Genomic DNA, 23305 nt, shown 5'->3' with positions numbered 1-23305 from the left:
CTTTCAGGCGTCAGGAGGCGTCGCCGGCTTCGTCGGCCCGCAGCCGCAGCCAGTCCGGGATGTTCTCGGCCGCACGCGGGAAGCGCCGAAGTTCATCCGCGAAGGCTTCGGCGGGCGGCGGGTTCCGGAACTCCGGCTCCGCCGTTCCGTTGAAGTTGACCCTGAACGAACCCGGATGGCGCATTTCGAACACGGCGCCCAGCCAGGTGCCCCCGACGGGATTCGCGGCTCCCGCCCGCAGCTCGGCGAACAGGTCCGCGATGACCTCCGGCGGGGTCCACGGGGTGAGGGTTTCCGCCACCGACCGCACGATGGCGGCCGTTTCCCGGTAGTCGCCGATGGCGTTGTACTTGATCTGGACGTAGTCCCAGCCGGGAGGGAGCAGGAACTTCAGCTGGTCGGCGATCTCGGTCAGGATCCGTTCCTGGTCGACGTCACCGAACTTGGCCGGAATCGTCACGCCTGCTCAGCTCCTTCCTGCTGCTCTTCGAGCCGTGCCCGGTACCAGGCCGGAATGTTCTCCTCGTCGCGCGGGAACGCCTCGAGGTCGCGTTGGTAGACCACCGCCGGGACGGGAGGATCCCACAGCGGATCGAAGGTGAAGTTGTAGTGGACGGCGAACGAGCCCGGAGGGTCGAGGATGAGCCGCATCGCCAGCCAGGTGCCCTTCCCCGGTTCGTAAAGGGCCTGACGCGATTCCTGGAGGGCCGCCCGGATGTCGGGCGGCTGCATCTGCGCGCTGCTTCCGTCCTCCATGATCACGGTGATCGCCACCTCCTCGACCATCGTGGCCATGGTGGCCTTGAGGTCGATCCGCCGCCACCCCGGCGGCGCCTCCTGCAGCACGGCCGCGCCGATCTGCTGGACCAGCTGATCGGCCCGCTCCTGGTCAGACATTTGCCGGGGGCTCTGGCCGGAGGGGGGTGTGGGGGGCGACGGGGGCGGGGTTGGGGACATTCACGAAGCTCCTGAAGTTGTAAGTGCGGGTTCCGTCCGGTGCGATTCTCTCGGACATGGTGTGCCACCGGTCCGGGGTCTCCCCGACGGACGGTTCCTCGAGCCAGGTCCGCACCCTGCCGTGGTCGCCACCGCGGCTTTCGGCTGTCCGACGGTCGGTTTCCGAGTACGCCCAGTTGTTCTCGTCGCTCCCGGCGGTGTGGTTGTTCTGCGTATGCGCCTGAGGGGCACCGGCGATACGGCCGCCACCCGCGCCGGAGGCGTGGTCCCCGGTGTGGCCGCCTCGTGCGGGCAGTCCGGTGTCCGCGACGCCGATCGCACCGATCCGGGTCATGGCGCTCGTGTTCCCGCGCGGTCCCGCCTTACTGGAGTAGTCGGGCTCGAACGAGACCGGGCTGTTGCCGTACTGGTCGGCGTGGTAGTGGAAGTCGCCGATCTTGTACTTGACGCCCTTGAGCGGAAGGCCGTCGGGCCTGCCGGCCTGCGCGTCGTGCATCGTCTGCTTGTCGCCGGTCTCGGGGTTGATCCAGCGGTTCTTGGGATCGTCCGGCCGGGTCTCGATATGGGTGAAGCGCGGCGGCACTTCGTTGTTGGTGTAGAAGGTCCCGTGCAGGACCTTGTTGCCGTTGGCGTCCGTCGAGTACACCTTGTACGCGGTGTTGGGAGTGAGTTCCGACCGGGGCTTGTTGCTGAACGGGCCGTCACCGTTCGCACTGGGATCCCAGTTCGGCACGGTTTCCGGCCTGGCGTTGGCAGGGGGATCGAAGTCGTCCAGGTCCAGCTTCGGATTGCCGTTGCCGTCGGTGCTGAACTCGAACCGGCCCTCGCCGGTGTGCACCCGGTAGTCGACGTCGGGGAGGAGGTGGTCCGTGTCCGGGTTCGCCAGTGAGTTGGACGGATCGGACCCGATCCGGGTGTTCGGGACGTCGGCGTCGACATGCGTGATCTTGGGCGGCACGGAGTCGTCCGTGTAGATGGTCGACCGTCGGCCGGAGCCATCGGTGACCTCGTACTTCGTGTTCGGGTCCAGCGGCCTCGGGTTGCTGGGATCGTAGAACCGCTCGCCCGGCTGCAACGTGACGTCCCGGCGAGGCGGGGTGTAGTCCGGCTCCTTCCAGCCGCCCTCGATCTCGTGCTGTGAAGGGAAGTCCCTGCCGCGGTCGCGGGCGCTGTCGGCGTCCACGTCGTGCTTGTCCGCGTGCGAGGTGTCCGGGGTGAAGCCGTCGTCGCTCGCCCGGCGGGCGGTGCCGTCGGGGCTGTGGACGTCCCATTCGCCGTTCGGCGGGATCTTGGGCCGGGGGCGGCCGTCGGGGCCGATCTCGTAATCGGACGAGAAGACGCGCCCGTTCGAGTCGGTCCACGCCGGCTTGCTCGGCGCCATCACCTCGGTGTCGAGCTCCCGCGACAGACGGCGCGCGAAGTCGTTCGAGCCGGCGTCGCAGCCGATCAGGCGGATCGGGCGGCCGTCGTAATCCCCGTTGCGTCGCAGGATGTCCGCGAACTCTTCCGGGGTGTAGGTGCGGTTGCCGATACGGGCGTGGCCGTCCGGCGTGACGTGCACGTCGACGGTGTAGCGGCCGTCCGGATCCGGCTGGACGCGGTGCGGCAGGTCGCCCATGTCCGAGTCGCCACGGTGGTACGAGCTGCCCGCGGGCGTGCCTTCGGAATGCCGCTGGTTGACCTCGTCCGGCGTCAGCGGGCGATCCGGCTCGGCGTCGGGGCCGCGGTCGTGCGGGTGACCGTCCGGGTCCTGGCGCGGGCCGTGCCCGTCGGGGCCGTGGCCGTCCGGCGAGTGCGGCGGCCCGGAGTGGCCCCCGGGACCGCGGCCGCCCGGGCCGGTGTTGCCGGGCCCCGTGCCGCCCGGCCGGTTGCCCGGGCCGTGCGTACCCGGCGAACCGGGGGTGCCGGTGTGCGGCTGGGCGCCGGGGCCGAAGTCGTTGCCACGGGCGACCGGCTGCGGCTGATGCGGCTGGTTCGGCCGTCCGCCGGGGCCGGTCTGGCCGGGACCGCGGCTGGGGCCGGTGTGGGTGTCGGGTGTGCGCGGGGCGTGCGGGTCCGGGGTGCGCGGCGAACCGGGCGTACCCGTCCAGCCGCCGCTTTGGGGCCTGCCGCCGGGCGAACCCGGAGTGCCGCCGGGGGTGCCGCCCGGAGCGCCTTGAGGCGGCATGCCGCCCGCCATCGGCTGGCCCTGCGGCGGGACACCGGGCGAACCGTCGCCGCCGGAACCGCCACGCTGCGAAGGCATGTGCGACGGGCCTGCGTCGCCGAGACGCGGCGCCGTGGGCGCGGTACCGCTGGTCGTCGTGCCGCTGTCGGTCGGCCTGGTGGGGCTGCCGCCGTCGTTGCCGCCGTGGTGGCCGGGCGACGGGTCGGAACGAGGGGTGGGTGAACCGCCGCCGTCGCCGCCGTGCGTCCGGGGCGAGCCGCCGTCACCGGTGTGGCTGGGGGAGCCGCCGCTATCGGTGCGGGTGTGCGGGGCGGGTGAACCGCTGTCGGGTGTGTGGCTCGGGGAACCACCCGAGTCGGCACGGGTGTGCGGGGCCGGGGAACCGCTGTCGGGTGTGTGGCTGGGGGAACCACTCGAGTCGGCACGGGTGTGCGGTGCGGGCGAGCCCCCGTCCGGGGTGTGGCTGGGGGAACCGCCGCTGTCGGCCCGCGTGTGCGGAGCGGGGGAACCGCTGTCGGCACGGGTGTGCGGGGTGGAGGAGCCGCTGTCCGGCGTGTGGCTCGGGGAGCCGCCGGTGTCCGTCCGCGTGTGCGGGGCGGGAGAGCCGCCGTCGGGTGTGTGGCTGGGCGAACCTCCGGTGTCCGCGCGGTTCGGGCTCGGCGAGCCGCCGTCGGACGCGCGGTTCGGGGTGGCGGAATCGCCGGGGGAACCACCGTCGGACCGGGTATGCGGCGTCGGCGCGTCGGAACGGGCGGCACTGGAGGAACCATCGCCACCGGCGGAGTTTCCGTCCGAAGTGGACGGTCCGTCGCCGGCGCGGTTCGGGGAGCCGCTGTCGGAGCGGGTGGACGAGCCGCCACCGTCACCACCGCGGGTGGTGTTGGACGGGGTGTCTCCGCTGGACCCGCCGTCGTTCGGGCCGCTGCCGGTGTCGCCGGAGTTGCCGCCAGTGCCGCTGCCGGTGTCGCCGGAGTTGCCCCCGGAGCCGTCGTTCGGGCCGCTGCCGGTGTCGCCCGAGTTGCCCCCGGAGTTGTCTCCGTTGGAGCCGCTGCCGGAACCGTCGCCGCTTCCGGAGCCGTCGCCGGAGCCGCTACCGCTGCCCGAACCGTCGCCGTCCGGACCGTCCCCGGACCCCGAGCCGGATCCGCCGCCGGACCCACCGGATCCGCCGCCGCTGCCGCCGCGCTGGATGAACCCGCCCGGCTTGATGTTCTTGGTGTTGATCACGTCCAGGCCGGTGACCTTGCCCGCGATCTTGCCGAAGATCTTGATGATCTTCTCGAAGACGTCGGCCAGCTTGCCGAGCAGCGGCGAGACCCGCCGCATCGCGTCGCACAGTTCCTTGAGCTTGTCGGCGATCTTCGCGGCCCACTTGGCGATCGCGGTGACGGCCTGCGCGACCACCACGGGCGTGCCGAAGCCGAGGGAGAACACCGTCTCCATGACCCACGCGATGAGCTTGCCGACCGCGTCCGCGATCAGCTGGCGGATGAATTCACGGACGAACGTGACGATCTCGCCGAAGATCATCACGACGGTGCTGATCGCGCCCGCGACCGTCGCCGCGCCGCTGATCGCCTCGGCCTGTTCCGCGGCCTGCTTGCGGTACTGGTCGGCCGCCTCGCCCGTCCAGCCGGTCGTGCCGTTCTTGACCGCGTTCGAGAACTCGACCTGGGTGTCTTCCAGCTTCTTGGCGACGTTGCCCCAGGTTTCGGAGTACGACTGGATGACCGGCGGATCGCCGGCGACGGCGTCCAGCATGTCCTTCAGCGGCTGCATGTGTTCCATCAGGAACGAGGCCACCGACGACATCAGGTAGCCGAACGGGTCGATCGCCGCGCTGGCGAGCTCGCCCGCGAGGCTCAGCACACCGAGCCCGCCGCCGATCCAGTCGCCGTTCGAGATGCCGTTGAAGGCGTCCATGGCCGACTCGGCGACGCCGATGCCCGCCCCGTAGCCGTATTCGCTGTTCCCGGCCGTCAGCGGACCCGGGCCGTCGCCATCCGTCGGCGCGTTCGCGACGAGCGGGTTTCCCTCGGGCATCAGTCAGGCACCTGCGCGTTCTTGAACTCGGCGGCGAAGTTCTCGTCCTGCGTCTGGTAGGCGTTGGACGCGGACCGCACGTTGTTCGCCACCGTCGTCGCGGCCTCGACGGCCTTGGTCAGCGCGTTGATGCCGAACTCCTCGACCGGGTCGAGCATCATCCGGAACGGCTGGCAGATGATGCCGTACGCGTCGGTCGGCATGCTCACCTGCTGCGCGGCGTCGACCGCCGTGCGCAGGCCGTCGGCGATGCCGTCGATCTGCTTGGCGTGCGCGTCGAGGTCGGCGCCGAGCTCAAAACCCTTGCCTGCCATGGTTTCTCCCCTCTACCAGGCCGGATGGACGTCTACGAAAGGATGCTGCCGCCGAAATCGTCGTCATCGTCGTCCTGCGTGCGGCGGCGGCGCGGGATCGGCTTCGGCTGAGGTGGGTTCTGGGGCGGGTTCGCCTGCGACGGCGGCGGCGAGGGCTCGTCGTCCTCCGGGCCGAAGCGGTGGTGCCGCTCGGGTTCCGGCGGTGCGAGGTTCTCCTCGGGCGGAGCCTCCGGGAAGGTGCTCTGCGCTTCCGCGATCACCCTGTTCGCCGTCTCGTCGCTTGTGCCGACGGTCTCGGCCATCGCCGCCTGCAGCAGTTCCGGGATCCGCGACTGCGCGAGCTGGACGAGGCGCATGACCTGCGACGAGACCTCCGCCATCCGTTTGCCGCTCGCGGCTTCGGAGATGACGAGGTTCGTGAGGAGGCCCTTCGAGTCGATCGTGACCTCGATGGTGTTGTCCTTCGACCGCTCGGTCACGGTCTGACCCTGCATGCGGGCGGCCATCGCCTGATAGCGCGCGGCGGTCTCCTGGATCTGCTTCGTCCAGTTGTCCACCATGCGTTCGCTGGCGTCGACGTTGTCCGGCATCGGGACCCTTCCAAGCTGCGTGCTGACGTCTTCACACTGACGGTCCGGAGAGGTCTCCGGTTCCGGGTGCGCTCGAAGTTTAGTTCCCGTCCGGTGTACCACCCTCCGCCGACAAAGTCGGCCCCGTCACGTAGCGAAAGGGCCCTCCACCGCACAAAGTGCGATGAAGAGCCCTTTCACGCCCTGCGAACTGCCGGGGTCAGAGGTTGCCTCGACGCTCCTGCTCACGCTCGATGGCCTCGAACAGGGCCTTGAAGTTGCCCTTGCCGAAGCCGAGCGAACCGTGCCGCTCGATGAGCTCGTAGAACACCGTCGGGCGGTCGCCGATCGGCTTGGTGAAGATCTGCAGCAGGTAACCGTCCTCGTCGCGGTCGACCAGGATGCGGTGCTCCTTGAGCTTCTCGATCGGCACCCGCACCTCGCCGATCCGCGCGCGCAGCTCCGGGTCGTCGTAATAGGAGTCCGGGGTGTCGAGGAACTCGACGCCCGCGGCGCGCATCGCGGTCACCGTCGCGACGATGTCGTTGGTGGCCAGCGCGATGTGCTGGCAGCCGGCGCCGCCGTAGAACTCGAGGTACTCGTCGATCTGCGACCGCTTCTTCGCGATCGCCGGCTCGTTGAGCGGGAACTTGACGCGGTGGTTGCCGTTGGAGACCACCTTGCTCATCAGCGCCGAGTACTCGGTCGCGATGTCGTCGCCGACGAACTCCGCCATGTTCACGAAGCCCATGACGCGGTGGTACCAGTCGACCCAGTAGTCCATCTTGCCGAGCTCGACGTTGCCGACGCAGTGGTCGACGGCCTGGAACAGCCGCTTCGGCGCGCCTTCCGGGCGGACGACGCTGCTCTCGCGCGGCTCGTAGCCCGGCAGGTAGACGCCGGTGTACTTCGACCGGTCGACCAGCGTGTGGCGGGTCTCGCCGTAGGTCGCGATCGCGGCGACGCGCACGGTGCCGTGCTCGTCGGAAACGTCGTGCGGCTCTTCGAGGATGGTGGCGCCCTGCGAGCGGGCGTGTTCGATGCACCGGTCGACGTCGGCGACCTCGAGGGCGAGGTCGATCACGCCGTCGCCGTGGCGGCGGTGGTGGTCGAGCAGCGAGGAGTCGCGCTGGACACCGCCGGTGATCACGAAGCGGGCCGAGCCGGACTTCAGCACGAACGACTTACGGTCGAAGTGGCCGGTCTCCGGGCCGGAGTACGCGACGAGCTGCATGCCGAACGCGACCTGGTAGAACCACGCGGTCTGCGTGGCGTTGCCCGCGATGAACACCACCGCGTCCATCGACTTCACCGGGAAGGGGTCGGTCGAAGAGTCGTGGTCGACGAGGCCGACGAGCTGACGCAGCTGGTCGTAGCTCACGTCGTCAAGAGCACCCTGGGGTTCCACTGTGTGCGTCATGCCCTGAAGCATCGGAGCACGTGACAAAATGTGCAACGGTCAAAGATTTCACTGCGCACTATGACCAGTCAAAGCAGGGTGCGCGCAGTCAAAGTGGACAACCTGTTCAGGAAGTAGGCCCGATGTCGGAAGCGCTCGACGCACTGGACGCGCGGTTGCTGTTGTTGCTCACCGACTCGCCCCGGCTCGGCGTGCTCGAATGCGCGCGCCGTCTCGGCGTCGCGCGGGGCACCGTGCAGGCGCGGCTGGACCGGTTGACCGAACGCGGGATCCTCGGCGGGTTCCCGCCCGAACTCGACCTCGCGGCGATGGGATACGGCCTCACCGCGTTCGCCGTCCTGGAGATCGCGCAGGGCCGCCGGGCCGAGGTCGCGGAGGCGCTGTCCGCCATCGACGAAGTCTGCGAGGTCCACGCGACGACCGGGCAGGGCGACCTCTTCGTGCGGATGGTCGCGCGCAACAACGACGACCTGCAGCGGGTGGTGGACGAGGTGGTCGGCGCGCCGTACGTGCGGCGGACGTCGACGTCGATCGCGTTGTCGACGCCGGTTCCGCCGCGCGTACGGCCGCTGCTGGAACGGCTGGCGAGGAGCTAGCCCACCTGGCTCAGGTACCGCTTGGCCGACCTCTGGACCGCCTCGTGCCCGTCGGTGCGGATGATCGCGTCCCACCAGGCGCCGTAGATCGCCTCGAACGCGTACGGTTCGAGCAGTTCGGCCGCGCGGCGGACGACCTCGGGGCGCTCCGGGATCAGGTTCGGGTAGCTGTACATCATGCCGACGAAGCGACGGTCCGGGATGACCTGCAGGATGTCGCCCGAGAGCACCGCGCCGCGGCCGTTCTCCCCGCCCGGCCAGTGCAGCACGGTCCCGCCGGCGAAATGCACGCCGAGGTTGATGAGCCGCAGGTCGGGGGCGACGTCGAGGGTCGTCCCGCTCCACAGCTTGATCGCCGGATCCGGCCTGCCGATCCACTGCTGGTCGCCCTCGTGCAGGTAGACCGGCACGTCGAAGGCGTGGGCCCACTCGACCATGGTGGTGTAGTAGTGCGGGTGGCTGATCGCGATGCCGGTGAGGCCGCCGAGGTCACGGACCTTGGCGACGAGGTCGTCGTCGATGAAGCCCGCGCAGTCCCACAGGAAGTTGCCGGATTCGGCCTTGACCAGCAGGGCGCGCTCGCCGATGGCGAAGTTGGGAGTGGACCCGACCCCGATGAGGCCGGGGCCCTGCTCCTCGATGCGTGCCTGGTACGTCCCGCTCGCGCGGACGGTGTCCAGATCGGTCCAGCGCTGTCCGGCCTGCGGGATGTACTGACGTTCGTCCTCGCAGATCGGGCAGTCCGACCGGGGTTCCGCGTACTGCATGCCGCAGGCGACGCAGATGGGTAGTTCGCTCATCGTTTCCCTCCAGAATTCTCCGGAGGTCACGCTAACGGCTCATATGCGCGCCCGGCCATGGGAGCCGGGCGCGCGGGAGGCTACTTGCCGGTGTACGGCACGGCCTTGACGAGCGTCACCTTCTGGATGCTGCCGTTGGGCAGCTCGTACTCGCGGGTCTCGCCCTCTTTGGCGCCGAGCAGCGCCTTGCCGAGCGGGGACTCCGGCGAGTAGACGTCCAGGTCGCCCTCGGTGCCCTCTTCACGGGTCGCCAAGAGGAAGTTCTCGTCCTCGTCGTCGCCGTCGTAACGCACGGTGAGGACCTTGCCCGGTCCGGCGCTGCCGTCGTTGGCGGGCGGCTCGCCCACCTTGGCCGAGCGGAGGAGCTCCTGGAGGTGGCGGATGCGGGCCTCGTGCTGGCCCTGCTCCTCACGGGCGGCGTGGTAGCCGCCGTTCTCCTTGAGGTCGCCCTCTTCCCGGCTGTCGTTGATCTTCGCAGCGATGACCGGGCGGAGCTCGATGTAGTGGTCGAGTTCCTGCTTGAGCCTGTCGTAGGCATCCTGGGTCAGCCAGGTCACCTTTGTGTCGCTCACGGTCACCATCTCCTAGTAGGGCCTGCCAGGCTTGGGTGTACAAGCCGGCCACCGGACCGGCATGGCGCGCCGGCCTGGCTGAGATAAAGGAAAAACACGGCCCGTCTTGGGCCGTGCCGGTAGATCAGAGTAACACGGCGCGAGGTATCGCCGCCGGTGGAATTCGGTCGCGCCTCGGCGTTGGGCGCCTGTTTCACCCCGTTGGCCGCTATGGCCTTGACAGGTACCGTGGTACGTCGTATGAGCATCCGAAGATATCAGCCGTGACCGGCTTTCCGATGCTCTTGATGGTGGTCGTCACCCGGCTGTTCTTCGAACCAGGCTGAACGAAGACCTCTTTACGGCCGCTTTCCGCGCCCGCCTTGTCACGGACCCGGACGACGCACACACCGGGACGGTTCACATCGTCCCTGGTCACGTTGATGGTGATCTCCATCGCGTCGCCCGGCTTCTCGTCGAACGAGACGCGTTCGCCCTCGATGGGCGCGCTGCCGAAGTTCGTGTACGCGACATAGGCGATCCCGCCGCTGACCAGCAGCGCGACCAGGGCGAACACCAGGCGCCGCCAGCGGGCGGGCTTCGCGGAGCGGGTCTTGCCGTACCGGTCTCCCGGCACGTCCATCCGGGTGCTTTCCGCGGTGGGAGCGTCCTGTCCCGTGCTCAACCCGGGCCTCCCGGTTGGTGTCGTCGTGCTCGCAGGGACAATGGGGTCGTATGCGAGTGGTTCCCCTCGAGTATCCGCGCCCGGCCGGGCGAGCCGTCAGGCAGGGTCTGGAGGGGAATAGGGAACGAGAAGGGGACGTTCGGAGCATGGTGTCTGCCGATGAACCGCCGAAGTCACGCCTCCGCCTGATGGCGGTGCACGCGCACCCCGACGACGAGTCGAGCAAGGGTGCCGCCACCATGGCCAAGTACGCCGCCGAGGGGCACGAGGTCATGGTCGTGACCTGTACCGGTGGCGAAGCGGGCAGTGTGCTGAACCCGGCCATGGACCGTCCCGAAGTACTGACCAACATGACCGAGATCCGCCGGGAGGAGATGGCCCGCGCGGCCAAGATCCTCGGCGTGAGCCACACCTGGCTCGGGTTCATCGACTCGGGTCTGCCTGAAGGCGACCCGCTTCCCCCGGTCCCCGAGGGCTCGTTCGCGGTCATCCCGCTCGAAGAGTCCACCGGTGCGCTCGTGAAGGTCATCCGCGAGTTCCGCCCGCACGTGATCGTCACCTACGACGAGAACGGCGGCTATCCGCACCCCGACCACATCCGCACGCACGAGATCTCGGTCGCGGCCTTCGACGCCGCGGGCGAGGCGGAGCGGTACCCGGACGCCGGTGAGCCGTGGCAGCCGATGAAGCTGTACTACGTGCACGGGTTCTCGCGCGCCAGGATGACCGTGTTCCACGAGGGCCTGCTCGCGCGCGGCCTGGAGTCGCCGTACGAGGAGTGGCTCAAGTCGTGGGACCCGGACAAGGCCGACGTCATGGAGCGGGTGACCACGCGCGTCGAATGCGGCGAGTACTTCGAGCAGCGTGACGAGGCGCTCAAGGCGCACGCCACCCAGATCGACCCGAACAGCCGCTGGTTCGCCGTCCCGCGCGACCTGCAGCGCGAGGTCTGGCCGACCGAGGAGTACGAGCTGGTCCGCTCACTGGTGGACAGCACCCTGCCGGAGGACGATCTGTTCGCCGGCTTGAAGGAGGGCTAATGAGTTTCGTGGTGCCGGCGTTCGCCGTCGTTCCGGTGACGGTGTCGTCGCAGTTCCTGGCGCAGCAGCCCGGCAACGGCGACAACGGCGGCCAAGGTGAGGACTTCGGCAAGTCGTCGCCGGTGGGTTTCCTGATCCTGATCCTGTTCCTGATCGCCGTCGCGCTGCTGGTGCGGTCGATGACCAAGCACCTGAAGCGGCTGCCGGAGAGCTTCGACGAGCCCGCCGCTCCTGCGGAGGAGGTTCCCGCTTCGGCCGAGGAGGCTCCCGAAGCCCCGAAGGCCGAGAGCGAGCCGGTCGCGAAGGCCGAGAAGCCGACCGCCAAGTCCGACTGAGCGCTGCCATGAAAGGTCCTTTCCTTGCAAATTTCGCAAGGAAAGGACCTTTCATGGCATTTCCGAAGCGCGTCAGAGGCGAGGGTCGACCGGATCCGACTCCAGCGCCAGCACGGCGAACACGCACTCGTGCACCCGCCACAGCGGTTCCCCGCGCGCCAGCCGCTCCAGCGCCTCGAGCCCCAGCGCGTACTCGCGCGACGCCAGCGCCCGCTTCCGGTTGAGACCCCGCTTGCGAAGGCGCGAGAGGTTCTCCGGCAGCGTGTAGTCCGGCCCGTAGATGATCCGCAGGTACTCGCGTCCGCGCACCTTCACCCCCGGCTGCACCAGCCCGCGGGTGCCCCGCGTCAGGTTCGCCGCCGGTTTGACGACCATGCCCTCGCCGCCCGCGCCGGTCAGCTCCAGCCACCATGCGACGCCGCGTGTCACCGACGCCGGGTCGGTGGTGTCGACGGCCAGCGTCCGCGTGCGGGTGAACCGGTCGCCGGTGAGCCGGTCCAGCAGCGCAAGATGCCACTCGTGCGGCCGGTCGTGGTACGCGTGTCCCTCCGACGCCAGGATCTGGAACGGCGCCAGCCGGACGCCGTCGAGGCCGTCGGTCGGCCAGCAGTAACGCCGGTACGCCTGCCGGTAAGCGTCCACAGTGGACTCGCGAGTCCTGGTGCGCGCCAACAGTTCCGACACGTCGATCCCGCGAGCCGCGGCCGCGTCCAGTGACGCGACGGCAGCGGGCAGCACGGACTGCGCCGCCGCGCCGACGGCCGCGTACTGGCCCGAGATCAGCGACCCGGCCTTCGCGCTCCACGGCAGCAACTCCGTGTCGAGCAGCAGCCAGCCGGTGTCCAGTTCCTCGAACAGGTCCGCCGCCGCTTCCCGCACATCGGCGAGAAGCCGCGCGTTCTGGTCCGGAGTGAAGAACGGACGGCCGGTGCGGGTGTAGACCGCGCCGGGTCCCTGGATCCCGAACCGCGCGGGAGCCACGTCGTCGTCACGGCACACGAGCACGACGGCCCGCGAACCCATGTGCTTCTCCTCGCACAGGACGTGATCGACACCCGCCGCGCGGAACTCGGCGAAAGCCTCCTCGGGATGTTCCAGGTAGCCGTCCGTGGCGGACGTCGAACACGGCGCCATGGTCGGCGGCAGGTACGGCAGCCAGCGCGGGTCGACGGCGAAACGGCTCATCACCTCGAGTGCCGCCGCCGATTGCTCGGCGGAGACCCCGACCCGGCCGTGGTGCCGGGTCTCGACGATCCGCTTCCCGGTGACGTCACCCAGCTCCAGCACCGCGGGCTCGCGTCCGCCCAATGGCCGCGCCGGTTCGAGCGGCCGGGCCGGCTCGTACCAGACCTTCTTCGCCTTCACCGAGACGACTTCCCGCTCCGGATAACGCAAAGCGGTCAGCTTGCCGCCGAACACGCAGCCCGTGTCGAGACACATGGTCCCGTTGATCCACTCCGGCTCCAACGTCGGCGTGTGTCCATAGAGGACCATCGCCTTGCCGCGGTAGTCGCGCGCCCAGGGCAACCGGACCGGCAGGCCGTACTCGTCGGTCTCGCCGGTCGTGTCGCCGTAGAGCGCGGTGCTCCGCACCCGGCCGGACGCGCGTCCGTGGAACTTCTCGGGCAGGCCAGCGTGCGCGACGACGAGGTCGCCGCCGTCGAGGACATAGTGCGCGATGAGCCCTTCGCAGAAGGCGTGCGCCTTCGCGCGAAAGTCCTCGTCCTGCGCGGAAAGCTGCTCCAGCGACTCCGCGAGGCCGTGCGTGGTCTTGACCTTGCGCCCGTTCAGCGCGCGGACCAGTTTCTGTTCGTGGTTCCCGCAGACGACCAGCGCGCTGCCCGCCTCGGCCATCGCCATCACGCGGCGCAGCACGCCCGGGGTGTCGGGGCCGCGGTCGACGAGGTCGCCGACGAACACGGCGGTCCGTCCCTCCGGGTGCACGCCGTCGACGTAGCCCAGTTCGACGAGCAGTTCGTCCAGTTCCTCGCGGCAGCCGTGGACGTCGCCGATGACGTCGAACGGTCCGGTGAGGTCGCGACGGTCGTTGCGCAGCGGCTCGACGACGATCTCCGCTTCGGCGATCTCGGCCTCGCTCCGCAACACGTGCACACGACGGAAACCCTCGCGCTCCAACGACTTCAGCGAGCGGTGCAGTTCACCGCGCTGACGCCGGACGACGTGCTCGCCGAAATCGCGGTCCGGCCGGGCCTCGTTGCGTTCCTGGCAGACCTTCACGGGCAGATCCAGCACGATCGCCGTCGGCAGGACGTCGTACTCCTTCGCCAGCTTCAGCAGGCTCGCCCGCGACGCGCGCTGGACGTTCGTCGCGTCGATGACGGTGATCCGTCCCGCTTCGAGCCGCTTCGCCGCGACGTAGTGGAGCACGTCGAAAGCGGCGCCCGAGGCGCCCTGGTCGTTCTCGTCGTCGGCCACCAGGCCGCGGAAGTAGTCGCTGGACAGCACCTGCGTCGGCGCGAAATGCGTCCGCGCGAAGGTCGACTTGCCGGAGCCGGAGGCGCCGACGAGCACGACGAGGGACATGTCGGGAATGGTCAGTTTCATGCCACGGCCTCCTTTCGAGACGTGAAGACCGCCATTTGGGTCGGCGGTCCTGATTCCTGGGACTCCTGTCCCACCGGCAGGTGGCGGACGTCGTAGCCGCGCCGTGCCGCGACTCCTTCGGCCCACGTACGGAACTGCTCGCGTGTCCACTCGAAACGGTGGTCGGCGTGCCGGAACCGGCCTTCTTCGAGGAATTCGAAGTGCCGGTTGTACTCGGCGTTCGGCGTCGTGACGAGCACCGTCCGCGGCGCGGCGACCCCGAACACGGCGTGCTCGAGCGCGGGCAGGCGCTCCTCGTCGACGTGCTCGATCACCTCCATCAGCACGGCCGCGTCATAGCCGGCCAGCGACGGGTCCGCGTAGGTCAGCGCGGACTGCTTCAGGGTGATTCGCGACTTGTCCTTCAGTCGCTTTTCGGCGATGTCGAGCGCGCTCGCGGAAACGTCGACACCGACGATCTCGGTGAACGACGGCTCCTTCTGCAACACGCGCAGCAACGCGCCACCACCGCAGCCGAGGTCGAGCACACGCCGTGCGCCCGCCGCCCGGAGCGCCGCGAGCACACTGCCCTGACGCTGGACGGCCAGCGGTTCGGGCCGGTCCGGCTGCTCGGTGACCCTGGCCTCGGCTTCGGCAGGCACGTCGTCCGCCTCGGCGAGCCGGTCGAGCGCGTACGAGACGATCGGGCGACGTCGTTCGAGGTACCGGTTGGTGATCAGGTCGCGTTCCGGATGCGCGGCGAGCCAGCCTTCGCCGACGCGCAACAGCTTGTCCGCTTCGTCCTGGCCGATCCAGTAGTGCTTGTCGCCGTCGAGCGCGGGCAGCAGCACGTACAGGTGCCGCAACGCGTCGACGACACGCTGCGTGCCGGTCAGCCGGAGATCGACGTAGCGGGAATCGCCCCACTGGGGGAACTCGGGATCGAGCGGGACGACCTTCGCCTCGACCTGCCAGCCGAGCGGTTCGAAGAGCTTGTGGACGACCTCGGCGCCGCCTCGCGCGGTCAGCGACGGGACCCGGATCTCCAGCGGGAAACGCTCGTCGACCAGCTCCGGCCGGTTCGCGCACCGGCCGGCCAGCGCCGTGGTGAAGGCGGCCCGCAGCGCCACCGCCAGATACGAGCCGCCCGCGTACGGGCGGTCGTTGACGTACTGGGTCAGCGACGTGCCGCCGCCGCGCACGAGGTCGACCGGGTCGATCTCGACCAGCAGGGAAACGGTGCAGCGCTCGTCGGCCGCCTCCGGGTAGAAGACGTGCGCCGTCCCGGCCGAGAGCGTGAGCGATTGCGCCTTCTCCGGATGCTTGTGCAGGAGAAAGCCGAGGTCGGTGGCCGGGTTCCGGGTGGTGGTCATGGTCAGGAGCACCGGACGAGTGTCGCGCAGACCGCCGCTCCGCGCCCCCGCTTTTCCCGCATGCGACCCTGGTGACATGTCGAACCGCCTGAAGGCCGCGACCAGTCCGTACCTGCTGCAGCACGCCGAGAACCCGGTGGACTGGTGGCCCTGGGGCGAGGAGGCGCTGGCCGAGGCGAAACGGCGGAACGTGCCGATCCTGCTTTCGGTCGGCTACGCGGCCTGCCACTGGTGCCACGTCATGGCGCACGAGTCCTTCGAGGACGAAGCCACCGCGACGCTGATGAACGCGAACTTCGTCAACATCAAGGTGGACCGCGAGGAGCGCCCGGACATCGACTCGGTGTACATGGCGGCCACGCAGGCGATGACCGGTCAGGGCGGCTGGCCGATGACGTGCTTCCTGACGCCGGAAGGGGAGCCGTTCCATTGCGGCACCTACTATCCGCCGTCGCCGCGGCCCGGGATGCCGTCGTTCTCGCAGCTGCTCGTCGCGGTCGCCGAGGCCTGGGGCGAGCGGCCGGACGAGCTGCGTTCCGGCGCCCGGCAGATCATCGCCCACCTCACGGAGAAGAGCGGGCCGCTGCCCGAGTCCGTTGTGGACGGTGCGGCGCTGGACGCCGCGGTCGCCACGCTGCGCAAGGAGTTCGACACCGGGAACGGCGGATTCGGGGGAGCGCCGAAGTTCCCGCCGACGATGGCGTTGAACTTCCTGCTCCGCCACCACGAGCGCACCGGCGCCGACCTCGCCATGGTCGAGCACACCGCCGAGGCGATGGCGCTGGGCGGCCTGAACGACCAGCTCGCGGGTGGGTTCGCGCGGTACTCGGTCGACGCGGGCTGGGAAGTGCCGCATTTCGAGAAGATGCTGTACGACAACGGTTTGCTCCTGCGGTTCTACGCGCAGTTCCACGGCGTGACCGGGCACGAGTACGCACGGCGGGCGGTCGAAGAGACCGCGGAGTTCCTGCTGCGCGACCTCGGGACGACCGAGGGCGGTTTCGCCGCGTCGCTCGACGCGGACACCAATGGCGTCGAAGGGCTCACCTACGTCTGGACGCCCGCGCAACTTGCCGAAGTGCTCGGCGAGGAGGACGGTGCTTGGGCGGCCGAGCTGTTCCAGGTGACCGAGCGCGGCAACTTCGAGCATGGCGCCTCGACGCTGCGGCTGCGCGAACCACATCCAGAGGACGAAACGCGTTATGAGCGAGTCCGCCGCGCGTTGCTGGCCGCGCGAAACGAGCGCCCCCAGCCCGCCCGTGACGACAAGGCGATCGCCGCCTGGAACGGGCTGGCGATCGGCGCGCTCGCCAAAGCGGGCTCGCGGCTCGATCGTCCACAGTGGATCGAAGCGGCGGCTCGCGCGGCGGCATTCCTGATGGACACCCATTTCGTGGCCGGACGCCTGCGCCGGACCTCCCGCGACGGCGTCGTCGGCACGACGGCCGGGGTGCTGGAGGACTACGCGTGCCTCGCCGAAGGACTGCTCGAACTCCACCAGTCGACGGGCGAGCCGCGGTGGCTCGCCGACGCCATCACCTTGCTGGACCTCGCGTTGACCCATTTCGGCGTCCCCGACTCGACGGGTGCCTATTACGACACCGCCGACGACGCGGAAGTCCTGGTGCAGCGGCCTTCCGACCCGACCGACAACGCGAGCCCGTCGGGAGCCTCGGCCTTGGCGAACGCCTTGCTGACCGCGTCCGTGCTGGCCGGGCACGACCGGGTGGGCCGCTACCGCGAGGCGGCCGAGCAGGCGCTCGCCCGGGCGGGACGGCTCGCCGCCCACGCGCCGCGGTTCGCCGGGCACTGGCTCACCGTGGCCGAAGCGGCCGCCGCCGGACCGGTGCAGGTCGCCGTCGTCGGCCCGGATGCCGCTTCACGCGCGGATCTGCTGGCCGCGGCCGTCGCGTCGTTGCCGGACGGAGCCGTCGTCGTGAGCGGGACCCCGGATGCCGAAGGGGTGCCGCTGCTGGCCGATCGACCGCTGGTCGACGGCGCCGCCGCCGCGTACGTGTGCCGCGGGTACGTGTGCGAGCGGCCCGTCACCACCGCCGAGGAACTGCGGTCTCAGCTCACCAGTCCCACGCCATAGGGGCGAAGGCGCCGCCACCGGTCTGCGGCGCGCCTGCCGGTTTCACGGTGACCTGCGGCTTCGGCTTCGGTTTCGGAGTGGGTTTCGGCGGCTTCGTGGTGCTGGACGGCGGGACTCCCGTCACCGTGAACGTCCGGGTCGACTTGCGTCCGTCGGTGCAGTTGAGCGTCGCGACGTATTTGCCGGGCTTCTTCACCACGCGCCCGTACCCGCCGTATTTCCCGAAGTTCCCGCCGATGGTCCAGCCGATCGGCTCGGCGAGCCCCGGAGAGGTCACGGGGCCTTTCGGGACACACCCGCCCGCGCCCGCCCTGGTTTCGGCGTAGATCTGCTCGCCCGGCCCGAGCGGGGTCGGGCCGAGATACCAGCTGGGATCGGTGGTCGCTGCGGCCGGCGCGACCACCGCGAGCTGGGCGGCTCCGAGCACGAGCGCGCCGATCATGACCTTCTTCAGCATGAGGTTCCCCTTCCTCGTCGGCTGCTGGTGGGAACACGTCCGCGCAGGTCATCAGGTTGCCCCGGGTTTTCGCCGGGGGAGAACACGCGTGAGATTCGACAGTTGCGGGCGTAGCGTCGGTAGCGTTGTAATCATGTAATCGAGGAGGCGGGTCAGATGGGACGCGGAAGCTGGAAAGGCCGGGGCGGCTGGCAGCAGGCGGACATCCCGGCGGCGGACGACGCGGCCGCGTGGTTCGGCGGCAGGCTCCCCGAAGGCTGGTTCACCGGCGACCCCGAAGTCACGGTGGATCGCGAAGAGATCGTCATCGTCGGCGAACTCCAGCCGCTCACCGGCGAGTACGCCGACGACGCGGCCCGCGCGGCGGCCGAGGACGGCCGGATCAGCCGGTTCCGCGAGGAGACCCGCGACGAGCGGATCGAGATCGCGCGCCAGGCGGAGCACCGCTATCAGCGCAAGGTCGCGTGGGGCGCGAGCCTCGGCGGCACACGGCATCTGTTCACCACGCATTCGGCGCCGGTCATGACCAGGCTGCGGCAGCCGGAACGCCTGGTGCTCGACACCCTCGTCGACGCGGGCGTCGCCCGGTCGCGGTCGGAGGCGCTCGCCTGGGCCGTCCGGCTGGTCGGGGAACACGCGGACGCCTGGCTCGCCGAGCTTCGGGAGGCGATGACCAAGGTCGACGATCTCCGCTCACAGGGACCGGATCTTTCCTGAGGCCGGGGTCCGCCCGTAGAGTCGGGATTCCGCCGTCTTCACCGAAGTCCTCTTGCGAAAGAAGGCGTCATGGACGGCAGATTCTCCCGGCGTTGGCTGATCAAGGGCGGTCTCGTGGTGGCCGCGAGCCCACTGCTCGCGCCCACCGCCTCGGCGGCCCCGGCCCTTCCCTGGCCCGCGGCCGAAGACATCGTCGCGCGGACGAAACGGCCGGTCTTCCCGGACCGGACGTTCTCGGTGCTCGGCTTCGGCGCCAAGGGTGACGGGAAGACCGACAACACCGCCGCGATCAGGAAGGCGATCGAGACGGCCAACGCGCGCGGCGGCGGACGCGTCGTCGTGCCGAAGGGCACCTTCGTCACCGGTGCGGTGTACCTCAAGAGCAACGTGGACCTGCATCTCGAGGCGGGTGCCGTGCTCGCTTTCGGTTCCGACGCCTCGAAGTTCCCGAACGTGCTCACCCGCTACGAGGGCATCGAGTGCGTGAACCGGTCGCCGATGATCTACGCGTACCGGGAATCCAACATCGCCGTGACCGGGAAGGGCACCCTCGACGCGGCGGGCACGGCGTCCTGGAACAAGGGCAAGGATCGCGAGTACCTGGAATCGTTGGTGGCCAAGGGAATCCCGCCCGAGCGGCGGATCGTTCCCGGCTCCGGGCACGCCATGCGCTCCACGTTCGTCGAGCCGTATTCGTGCGACACCGTGCTCATCGAAGGGATCACGCTGAAGAACCCGATGTTCTGGCAGCTGCATCCGACGCTCTGCCGGAACGTCACGATCGACGGCGTCCGCACGGACGCGAGCACCGCGCATTCCAACACCGACGCCTGCGATCCGGAGTCCTGCGACCACGTCGTGATCGTGAACTCCCACCTCGGCGCGCACGACGACAACATCGCGCTCAAATCGGGCCGGGACGCCGACGGCCGCAGGATCGGCGTGCCGTGCCAGAACATCGTCGTCGCGAACTGCGTGATGGACGGCAACTGGGGCGCGATCACCTGCGGCAGCGAACAGACCGGCGGCATCCGGAACGTCTACGCGCACAAGCTCACCGTCACCGGCGAGACGAAGTACGGGCTGTACGTCAAGTCGAACACGTTGCGCGGCGGATTCACCGAGAACGTCAACCTTGACAGCGTCTCCGGCACGTTCGTCCGCTCGGTCGTGTACGTGCTGCCGGACTACAACGGACAGACGGGCGCGTACGTCCCCCGGTTCGGACCGTTCACCCTCAGCCGTTCCAGCAGCACGAAATGCGGGCAGGCGGCGTTCAACGTCCGAGGGTTGCCCAACTCACACGTTCGGGGGCTACGGGTGAGCGATTGTCGCTTCGACGGCGTCGCGAACACGGAGAACACCCTGAAACACGTCGACGACCTGCGGTTCGAGAACACGACGATCAACGGGGAACCGGTCTGATTCGTCCTGCGCTTCCCGATGCGGTGCGGCAGGCTGAACGCAGACCGCACCGCATCGGAGGAATCGTGGACACACCAGGACTTCCCGCGAAGATCGACCCGGACGTGCTGACCACCGTCCTCGATGGACGGTGGGCCGAGCTCCGCCGCGCGGTGCGCGCGCAGATGGCCGCGGAGGTCTTCGAAGACCCTGTCGACGTCGACACCGAAACGCATCGCGCCCAGGTGCTCGAATGGCTGCGGCTGCTCGCCCGCACCGACCGGCCGGGGCTCGGCTTCGACCCGGCGTACGGCGGTGGCGGAGATGTCGGCGGCGCGTTGACGTCGTTCGAGATGCTGGGCTTCGGCGATCTCTCGCTGATGGTGAAGGCCGGTGTCCAATGGGGTCTGTTCGGCGGCGCCGTGCAGCTGCTCGGCACCGAACGCCACCACGAGCGGTATCTGCGCGACATCAAGGATCTGGAGCTGCTGGGCTGTTTCGCGATGACCGAGCACGGCCACGGCTCGGACGTCCAGCATCTGCGCACCACCGCGACCTACGACCCGGCGACGCGCGAGTTCGTCGTGCACACGCCGGACCGCGGCGCGATGAAGGAGTACATCGGCAACGCCGCCCGCGACGGCGAACTCGCCGTGGTGTTCGCGCAGCTGATCACCGGTGGCGAGTCACGCGGGGTGCACGCGTTCCTGGTGCCGATCCGCGGCGAGAAGGCGCGCGGCGTCGAGATCGAGGACTGCGGCCGCAAGGCGGGCCTCAACGGCGTCGACAACGGACGGCTCACGTTCGACCAAGTGCGGATTCCGCGCGAGGCGCTGCTCGACCGCTTCGGTGACGTCGCCGAGGACGGGACGTACACGAGCCCGATCGAAAGCGACGGCCGCCGGTTCTTCACGATGCTCGGCACACTCATCCGCGGCCGGGTCAGCGTCGCGGGCAGCGCCGGCAGCGCGACGAAACGCGCGCTGGCGCTGGCCATCCGCTACGGCGAGCAGCGGCGGCAGTTCGCGCGGCCCGACGGCGAGGAGGTCGTGATCCTCGACTACCGCGCCCACCAGCGGAAACTGCTGCCCGCGCTGGCGACGTCGTACGCCCTGCACTTCGCGCAGGAAGGGCTCGTCTCGAAGCTGCACGACATCGCCGAGGACGCGCCGGAGGAGGAGCAGCGAGAGCTGGAATCGCGCGCCGCCGGCATCAAGGCGGTCTCGACCTGGCACGCGACGGCGACCATCCAGGCGGCCCGGGAGGCATGTGGCGGCTCCGGCTATCTCTCGGAGAACCTGCTCGCCGGGCTGAAGGCCGACACGGACGTCTTCACCACCTTCGAGGGTGACAACACCGTGCTGCTGCAGCTGGTCGCGAAGGGTTTGCTGACCAGCTACAAGGACCACTTCCAGGACCTCAGCCCGCTCGCGACCGCGCGGTTCGTGGCGGAGCAGCTCGTCGAGGCCGTGATCGAACGGACGTCCGCGCGCAAGGTCGTCGAGCGGCTCACCGAAGCCGACGACGGCGACGTCCTCTACTCCCGCGAATGGCACCTGAAGCTGTTCGAAGACCGCGAAGAGCACGTCCTCGGCGGTGTCGCGCAGCGTCTGCGTAAGGCGGGCTCGGACCCCTTCGGCGTGTTTAACGACGCGCAGGACCACGTGCTGCGCGCCGGACGAGCGCACGTCGATCGGGTGGTGCTGGAAGCGTTCGTCGACGCCATCGAACGCTGTGCCGACGCGGAGGCCCGCGAGCTGCTGGAGCGGGTCTGCGACCTCTACGCGCTCGCGAACATCGAGGCGGATCGAGGCTGGTTCCTCGAACACGGACGCCTGACGTCCGGGCGCTCGAAGGCCGTCACCGCCGCGGTGAACGCGCTGTGCGCCGACCTGCGCCCGCACGCGCGGACCCTCGTGGACGCCTTCGCTATCCCCGAGCCGTACCTAGCGGCTCCGATGCTGCGGGACTGACCTCGGCGCGCTGCTCGGCGAGCTCGGCCCGCAACGCCTTGACCTCGCGGGTCAGCTCGTCGAGATGCTCGCGGGTCACGGCCTGCGCGTTCTCGTCGGCTTCGGTCACCCGGCGGATCAGCCACGACGCGAGCGTCGCGGTGACCACACCGAGCAGGGCGATGCCCGCCACCATGAGCCCGACCGCGACGATCCGGCCGGTGCCGCTGACGGGATAGCGGTCGCCGTAGCCGACCGTGGTGATCGTCGTGATCGACCACCACACCGCGTCCGGGAAGTCGGTGATCGGCGCGTCCGGCGCGGCGCGCTCGGCGTCGAGCACGGCGAGCGCCGAACAGAACACGATGAGCGCCGTCGCGCCCACGGTGTAGACCACGACGCGCCCGCGCAGCGACAGGCCGGCGTTGCGGTTGAGGACGTTGAGGACCGTGACCAGCCGGAGCAGCCGCAGCTGCCGGATCAGCGGGAGCACGATGATCAGCAGGTCGAAGACGTTGTTCTTCAGGAAGACCCGTTTGTCCTCGGCGTGCTTGAGGCGGACGGCGTAGTCGAGGGCGAAGACCGCCCACGCGAGCCAGGTGACGACCTCGCACCAGACCCGCCCGGTGTGCCCGAGCGAGGGCTGGAGGATCGGCCAGGCGTACGCGGCCAGGAACAGTACGGCGGCGGCGTTGAGCGGCCACTCCATCCGCTTTTCCCACATCGAACGACTCCTCACCTGGCCTTTCCCAGGTGCGTACGTTAAGCGATGTCGAGGGCCGTTCCATAGAGTTTGTCGGTTTTGAGGGTGATGTAGAGCCTTCGCTCGGCCGCGATGGTCTCGAGGAACTCCGCCTCGTCGTCGGGCTTCTGCCGCTGCGCCGCCAGGTATTCGAGGCCTGCCGTGTCGCCGGGTGTCCGGGTGACTTCGGAGAGTTCCGCTTTCCCTTCCACGACGGCGAAACTCCAGTGATCGGCGCTGGAGACGTAGAGCGAGGCGGTCGGGTTGTTGCGGAGCTGCTTGACCTTCAGGCGGTCTTCGGTCGTGCTGATCCGGACCTCGCGCGTCTCCGGGTCCCACGTGTAGACGACGGTGGAGAGATGCGGGCGGCCGTCACGCTTGACGGTCGCGAGGGCGCCGAAGGTGTGTCCGGCGAGGAAGTCGCTGAGGGCCGCGTCGTCGAGGCGGCGGGGCGGTGCGTTCTTGGCCATGCGGTGATCATGGCTGGCGCGGCGAGGGCGCGGAAGAAGGCACTTTCTTGTGCCAGAGGGAACACGCTTGTGTC

At 69.5% G+C, this 23305-nt stretch carries 21 protein-coding genes; 7 read left to right on the top strand and 14 right to left on the bottom strand.

Annotation, left to right across the window (positions count from 1 at the left end; translation table 11 throughout):
- Positions 1 to 10: 10 nt before the first annotated feature.
- The 6 genes from AMK34_RS10205 to hppD all read right to left on the bottom strand — a co-directional run bounded on the left by AMK34_RS10205 (position 11) and on the right by hppD (position 7470).
- Entirely contained in the window at positions 11 to 460 is a 450-nt protein-coding gene (locus AMK34_RS10205; RefSeq protein WP_073844831.1) for a hypothetical protein, read from the bottom strand.
- Positions 457 to 897, bottom strand: a complete 441-nt coding sequence (locus AMK34_RS10200; protein ID WP_073844829.1) for a hypothetical protein — start codon at positions 895 to 897, stop codon at positions 457 to 459. Before AMK34_RS10200 ends, AMK34_RS10205 begins: the two co-directional genes overlap by 4 nt.
- Positions 890 to 5167, bottom strand: coding sequence for a hypothetical protein (locus AMK34_RS42980; protein ID WP_158073281.1), 4278 nt, complete (start codon positions 5165 to 5167; stop codon positions 890 to 892). The genes AMK34_RS10200 and AMK34_RS42980 overlap by 8 nt, the downstream gene beginning before the upstream one ends.
- Positions 5167 to 5481, bottom strand: coding sequence for a type VII secretion target (locus AMK34_RS10190; protein WP_038508363.1), 315 nt, complete (start codon positions 5479 to 5481; stop codon positions 5167 to 5169). The genes AMK34_RS42980 and AMK34_RS10190 overlap by 1 nt, the downstream gene beginning before the upstream one ends.
- Before the next feature lie 32 nt (positions 5482 to 5513).
- A complete protein-coding gene (locus AMK34_RS10185; protein WP_073844827.1) occupies positions 5514 to 6071 on the bottom strand; it encodes a YbaB/EbfC family nucleoid-associated protein in 558 nt (185 codons plus the stop codon).
- 199 nt (positions 6072 to 6270) lie between these two features.
- The gene (gene hppD / locus AMK34_RS10180) at positions 6271 to 7470 is read right to left on the bottom strand and encodes a 4-hydroxyphenylpyruvate dioxygenase (RefSeq protein ID WP_038522379.1); all 1200 of its coding nucleotides are present in this window, start codon (positions 7468 to 7470) and stop codon (positions 6271 to 6273) included.
- Between the two features lie 122 nt (positions 7471 to 7592).
- Between hppD and AMK34_RS10175 the strand changes: the two genes are divergently transcribed.
- A complete protein-coding gene (locus AMK34_RS10175) occupies positions 7593 to 8066 on the top strand; it encodes an Lrp/AsnC family transcriptional regulator (RefSeq protein WP_038508367.1) in 474 nt (157 codons plus the stop codon).
- Here AMK34_RS10175 and AMK34_RS10170 read toward each other — a convergent pair.
- The 3 genes from AMK34_RS10170 to AMK34_RS10160 all read right to left on the bottom strand — a co-directional run bounded on the left by AMK34_RS10170 (position 8063) and on the right by AMK34_RS10160 (position 10102).
- Positions 8063 to 8866: an MBL fold metallo-hydrolase gene (locus AMK34_RS10170; RefSeq protein WP_038508370.1), complete on the bottom strand. Its 804-nt coding sequence runs from the start codon at positions 8864 to 8866 to the stop codon at positions 8063 to 8065. The two genes, AMK34_RS10175 and AMK34_RS10170, sit on opposite strands and share 4 nt — an antisense overlap.
- A gap of 80 nt (positions 8867 to 8946) precedes the next feature.
- Positions 8947 to 9447, bottom strand: a complete 501-nt coding sequence (gene greA, locus AMK34_RS10165) for a transcription elongation factor GreA (RefSeq protein WP_016337198.1) — start codon at positions 9445 to 9447, stop codon at positions 8947 to 8949.
- Between the two features lie 199 nt (positions 9448 to 9646).
- The gene (locus AMK34_RS10160; protein ID WP_073844825.1) at positions 9647 to 10102 is read right to left on the bottom strand and encodes a DUF4307 domain-containing protein; all 456 of its coding nucleotides are present in this window, start codon (positions 10100 to 10102) and stop codon (positions 9647 to 9649) included.
- Positions 10103 to 10248: 146 nt separating this feature from the next.
- Between AMK34_RS10160 and mca the strand changes: the two genes are divergently transcribed.
- Positions 10249 to 11142, top strand: coding sequence for a mycothiol conjugate amidase Mca (gene mca / locus AMK34_RS10155; protein WP_038508375.1), 894 nt, complete (start codon positions 10249 to 10251; stop codon positions 11140 to 11142).
- Complete coding sequence (locus AMK34_RS10150) at positions 11142 to 11477, top strand: hypothetical protein (RefSeq protein ID WP_038508378.1); 336 nt, start codon at positions 11142 to 11144, stop codon at positions 11475 to 11477. The genes mca and AMK34_RS10150 overlap by 1 nt, the downstream gene beginning before the upstream one ends.
- 72 nt (positions 11478 to 11549) lie before the next feature.
- Here AMK34_RS10150 and AMK34_RS10145 read toward each other — a convergent pair whose 3' ends face one another.
- Positions 11550 to 14042 carry a polynucleotide kinase-phosphatase gene (locus tag AMK34_RS10145; protein WP_073844823.1) on the bottom strand — a complete coding sequence of 831 codons (2493 nt, stop codon included), beginning with the start codon at positions 14040 to 14042 and terminating at the stop codon, positions 11550 to 11552.
- Complete coding sequence (locus tag AMK34_RS10140; protein ID WP_073844821.1) at positions 14039 to 15406, bottom strand: 3' terminal RNA ribose 2'-O-methyltransferase Hen1; 1368 nt, start codon at positions 15404 to 15406, stop codon at positions 14039 to 14041. The genes AMK34_RS10145 and AMK34_RS10140 overlap by 4 nt, the downstream gene beginning before the upstream one ends.
- A 64-nt stretch (positions 15407 to 15470) precedes the next feature.
- Between AMK34_RS10140 and AMK34_RS10135 the strand changes: the two genes are divergently transcribed.
- The gene (locus AMK34_RS10135) at positions 15471 to 17489 is read left to right on the top strand and encodes a thioredoxin domain-containing protein (protein ID WP_073844819.1); all 2019 of its coding nucleotides are present in this window, start codon (positions 15471 to 15473) and stop codon (positions 17487 to 17489) included.
- Here the strand turns inward: AMK34_RS10135 and AMK34_RS10130 are convergent.
- A complete protein-coding gene (locus AMK34_RS10130; RefSeq protein WP_073844817.1) occupies positions 17470 to 17946 on the bottom strand; it encodes a hypothetical protein in 477 nt (158 codons plus the stop codon). The genes AMK34_RS10135 and AMK34_RS10130 overlap by 20 nt on opposite strands.
- A gap of 156 nt (positions 17947 to 18102) precedes the next feature.
- Here AMK34_RS10130 and AMK34_RS10125 point away from each other — a divergent pair, with 156 nt between their 5' ends.
- The 3 genes from AMK34_RS10125 (at position 18103) to AMK34_RS10115 (ending at position 22040) form a co-directional block, all read left to right on the top strand.
- On the top strand, positions 18103 to 18663 hold the full coding sequence (locus AMK34_RS10125; protein WP_038508390.1) for a hypothetical protein: 561 nt from the start codon (positions 18103 to 18105) through the stop codon (positions 18661 to 18663).
- A gap of 69 nt (positions 18664 to 18732) precedes the next feature.
- On the top strand, positions 18733 to 20088 hold the full coding sequence (locus AMK34_RS10120; protein WP_073844815.1) for a glycoside hydrolase family 28 protein: 1356 nt from the start codon (positions 18733 to 18735) through the stop codon (positions 20086 to 20088).
- Between the two features lie 65 nt (positions 20089 to 20153).
- A complete protein-coding gene (locus AMK34_RS10115) occupies positions 20154 to 22040 on the top strand; it encodes an acyl-CoA dehydrogenase family protein (protein WP_073844813.1) in 1887 nt (628 codons plus the stop codon).
- Here the strand turns inward: AMK34_RS10115 and AMK34_RS10110 are convergent.
- Positions 21997 to 22743, bottom strand: coding sequence for a potassium channel family protein (locus tag AMK34_RS10110; RefSeq protein WP_073844811.1), 747 nt, complete (start codon positions 22741 to 22743; stop codon positions 21997 to 21999). The genes AMK34_RS10115 and AMK34_RS10110 overlap by 44 nt on opposite strands.
- Before the next feature lie 38 nt (positions 22744 to 22781).
- Positions 22782 to 23231, bottom strand: coding sequence for a pyridoxamine 5'-phosphate oxidase family protein (locus tag AMK34_RS10105; RefSeq protein WP_038508399.1), 450 nt, complete (start codon positions 23229 to 23231; stop codon positions 22782 to 22784).
- Positions 23232 to 23305 lie beyond the last annotated feature (74 nt).

It is taken from the genome of Amycolatopsis sp. CB00013, assembly GCF_001905755.1.
In the GTDB taxonomy this organism is placed as follows: Bacteria; Actinomycetota; Actinomycetes; order Mycobacteriales; family Pseudonocardiaceae; genus Amycolatopsis; species Amycolatopsis japonica.
This window is presented reverse-complemented; position numbering and strand designations above follow the sequence as displayed.

What these genes read in the sequence shown, in the direction of transcription:
- AMK34_RS10130 (WP_073844817.1), bottom strand. Translation starts at nt 17,946, where the DNA reads ATGCTGAAGAAGGTCATGATCGGCGCGCTCGTGCTCGGAGCCGCCCAG.
- mca (WP_038508375.1), top strand. Translation starts at nt 10,249, where the DNA reads ATGGTGTCTGCCGATGAACCGCCGAAGTCACGCCTCCGCCTGATGGCG.
- AMK34_RS10200 (WP_073844829.1), bottom strand. Translation starts at nt 897, where the DNA reads ATGTCTGACCAGGAGCGGGCCGATCAGCTGGTCCAGCAGATCGGCGCG.
- AMK34_RS10175 (WP_038508367.1), top strand. Translation starts at nt 7,593, where the DNA reads ATGTCGGAAGCGCTCGACGCACTGGACGCGCGGTTGCTGTTGTTGCTC.
- AMK34_RS10105 (WP_038508399.1), bottom strand. Translation starts at nt 23,231, where the DNA reads ATGGCCAAGAACGCACCGCCCCGCCGCCTCGACGACGCGGCCCTCAGC.
- AMK34_RS10185 (WP_073844827.1), bottom strand. Translation starts at nt 6,071, where the DNA reads ATGCCGGACAACGTCGACGCCAGCGAACGCATGGTGGACAACTGGACG.
- AMK34_RS42980 (WP_158073281.1), bottom strand. Translation starts at nt 5,167, where the DNA reads ATGCCCGAGGGAAACCCGCTCGTCGCGAACGCGCCGACGGATGGCGAC.
- AMK34_RS10150 (WP_038508378.1), top strand. Translation starts at nt 11,142, where the DNA reads ATGAGTTTCGTGGTGCCGGCGTTCGCCGTCGTTCCGGTGACGGTGTCG.
- AMK34_RS10190 (WP_038508363.1), bottom strand. Translation starts at nt 5,481, where the DNA reads ATGGCAGGCAAGGGTTTTGAGCTCGGCGCCGACCTCGACGCGCACGCC.
- AMK34_RS10170 (WP_038508370.1), bottom strand. Translation starts at nt 8,866, where the DNA reads ATGAGCGAACTACCCATCTGCGTCGCCTGCGGCATGCAGTACGCGGAA.
- greA (WP_016337198.1), bottom strand. Translation starts at nt 9,447, where the DNA reads ATGGTGACCGTGAGCGACACAAAGGTGACCTGGCTGACCCAGGATGCC.
- AMK34_RS10145 (WP_073844823.1), bottom strand. Translation starts at nt 14,042, where the DNA reads ATGAAACTGACCATTCCCGACATGTCCCTCGTCGTGCTCGTCGGCGCC.
- hppD (WP_038522379.1), bottom strand. Translation starts at nt 7,470, where the DNA reads ATGACGCACACAGTGGAACCCCAGGGTGCTCTTGACGACGTGAGCTAC.
- AMK34_RS10110 (WP_073844811.1), bottom strand. Translation starts at nt 22,743, where the DNA reads ATGTGGGAAAAGCGGATGGAGTGGCCGCTCAACGCCGCCGCCGTACTG.
- AMK34_RS10135 (WP_073844819.1), top strand. Translation starts at nt 15,471, where the DNA reads ATGTCGAACCGCCTGAAGGCCGCGACCAGTCCGTACCTGCTGCAGCAC.
- AMK34_RS10120 (WP_073844815.1), top strand. Translation starts at nt 18,733, where the DNA reads ATGGACGGCAGATTCTCCCGGCGTTGGCTGATCAAGGGCGGTCTCGTG.
- AMK34_RS10125 (WP_038508390.1), top strand. Translation starts at nt 18,103, where the DNA reads ATGGGACGCGGAAGCTGGAAAGGCCGGGGCGGCTGGCAGCAGGCGGAC.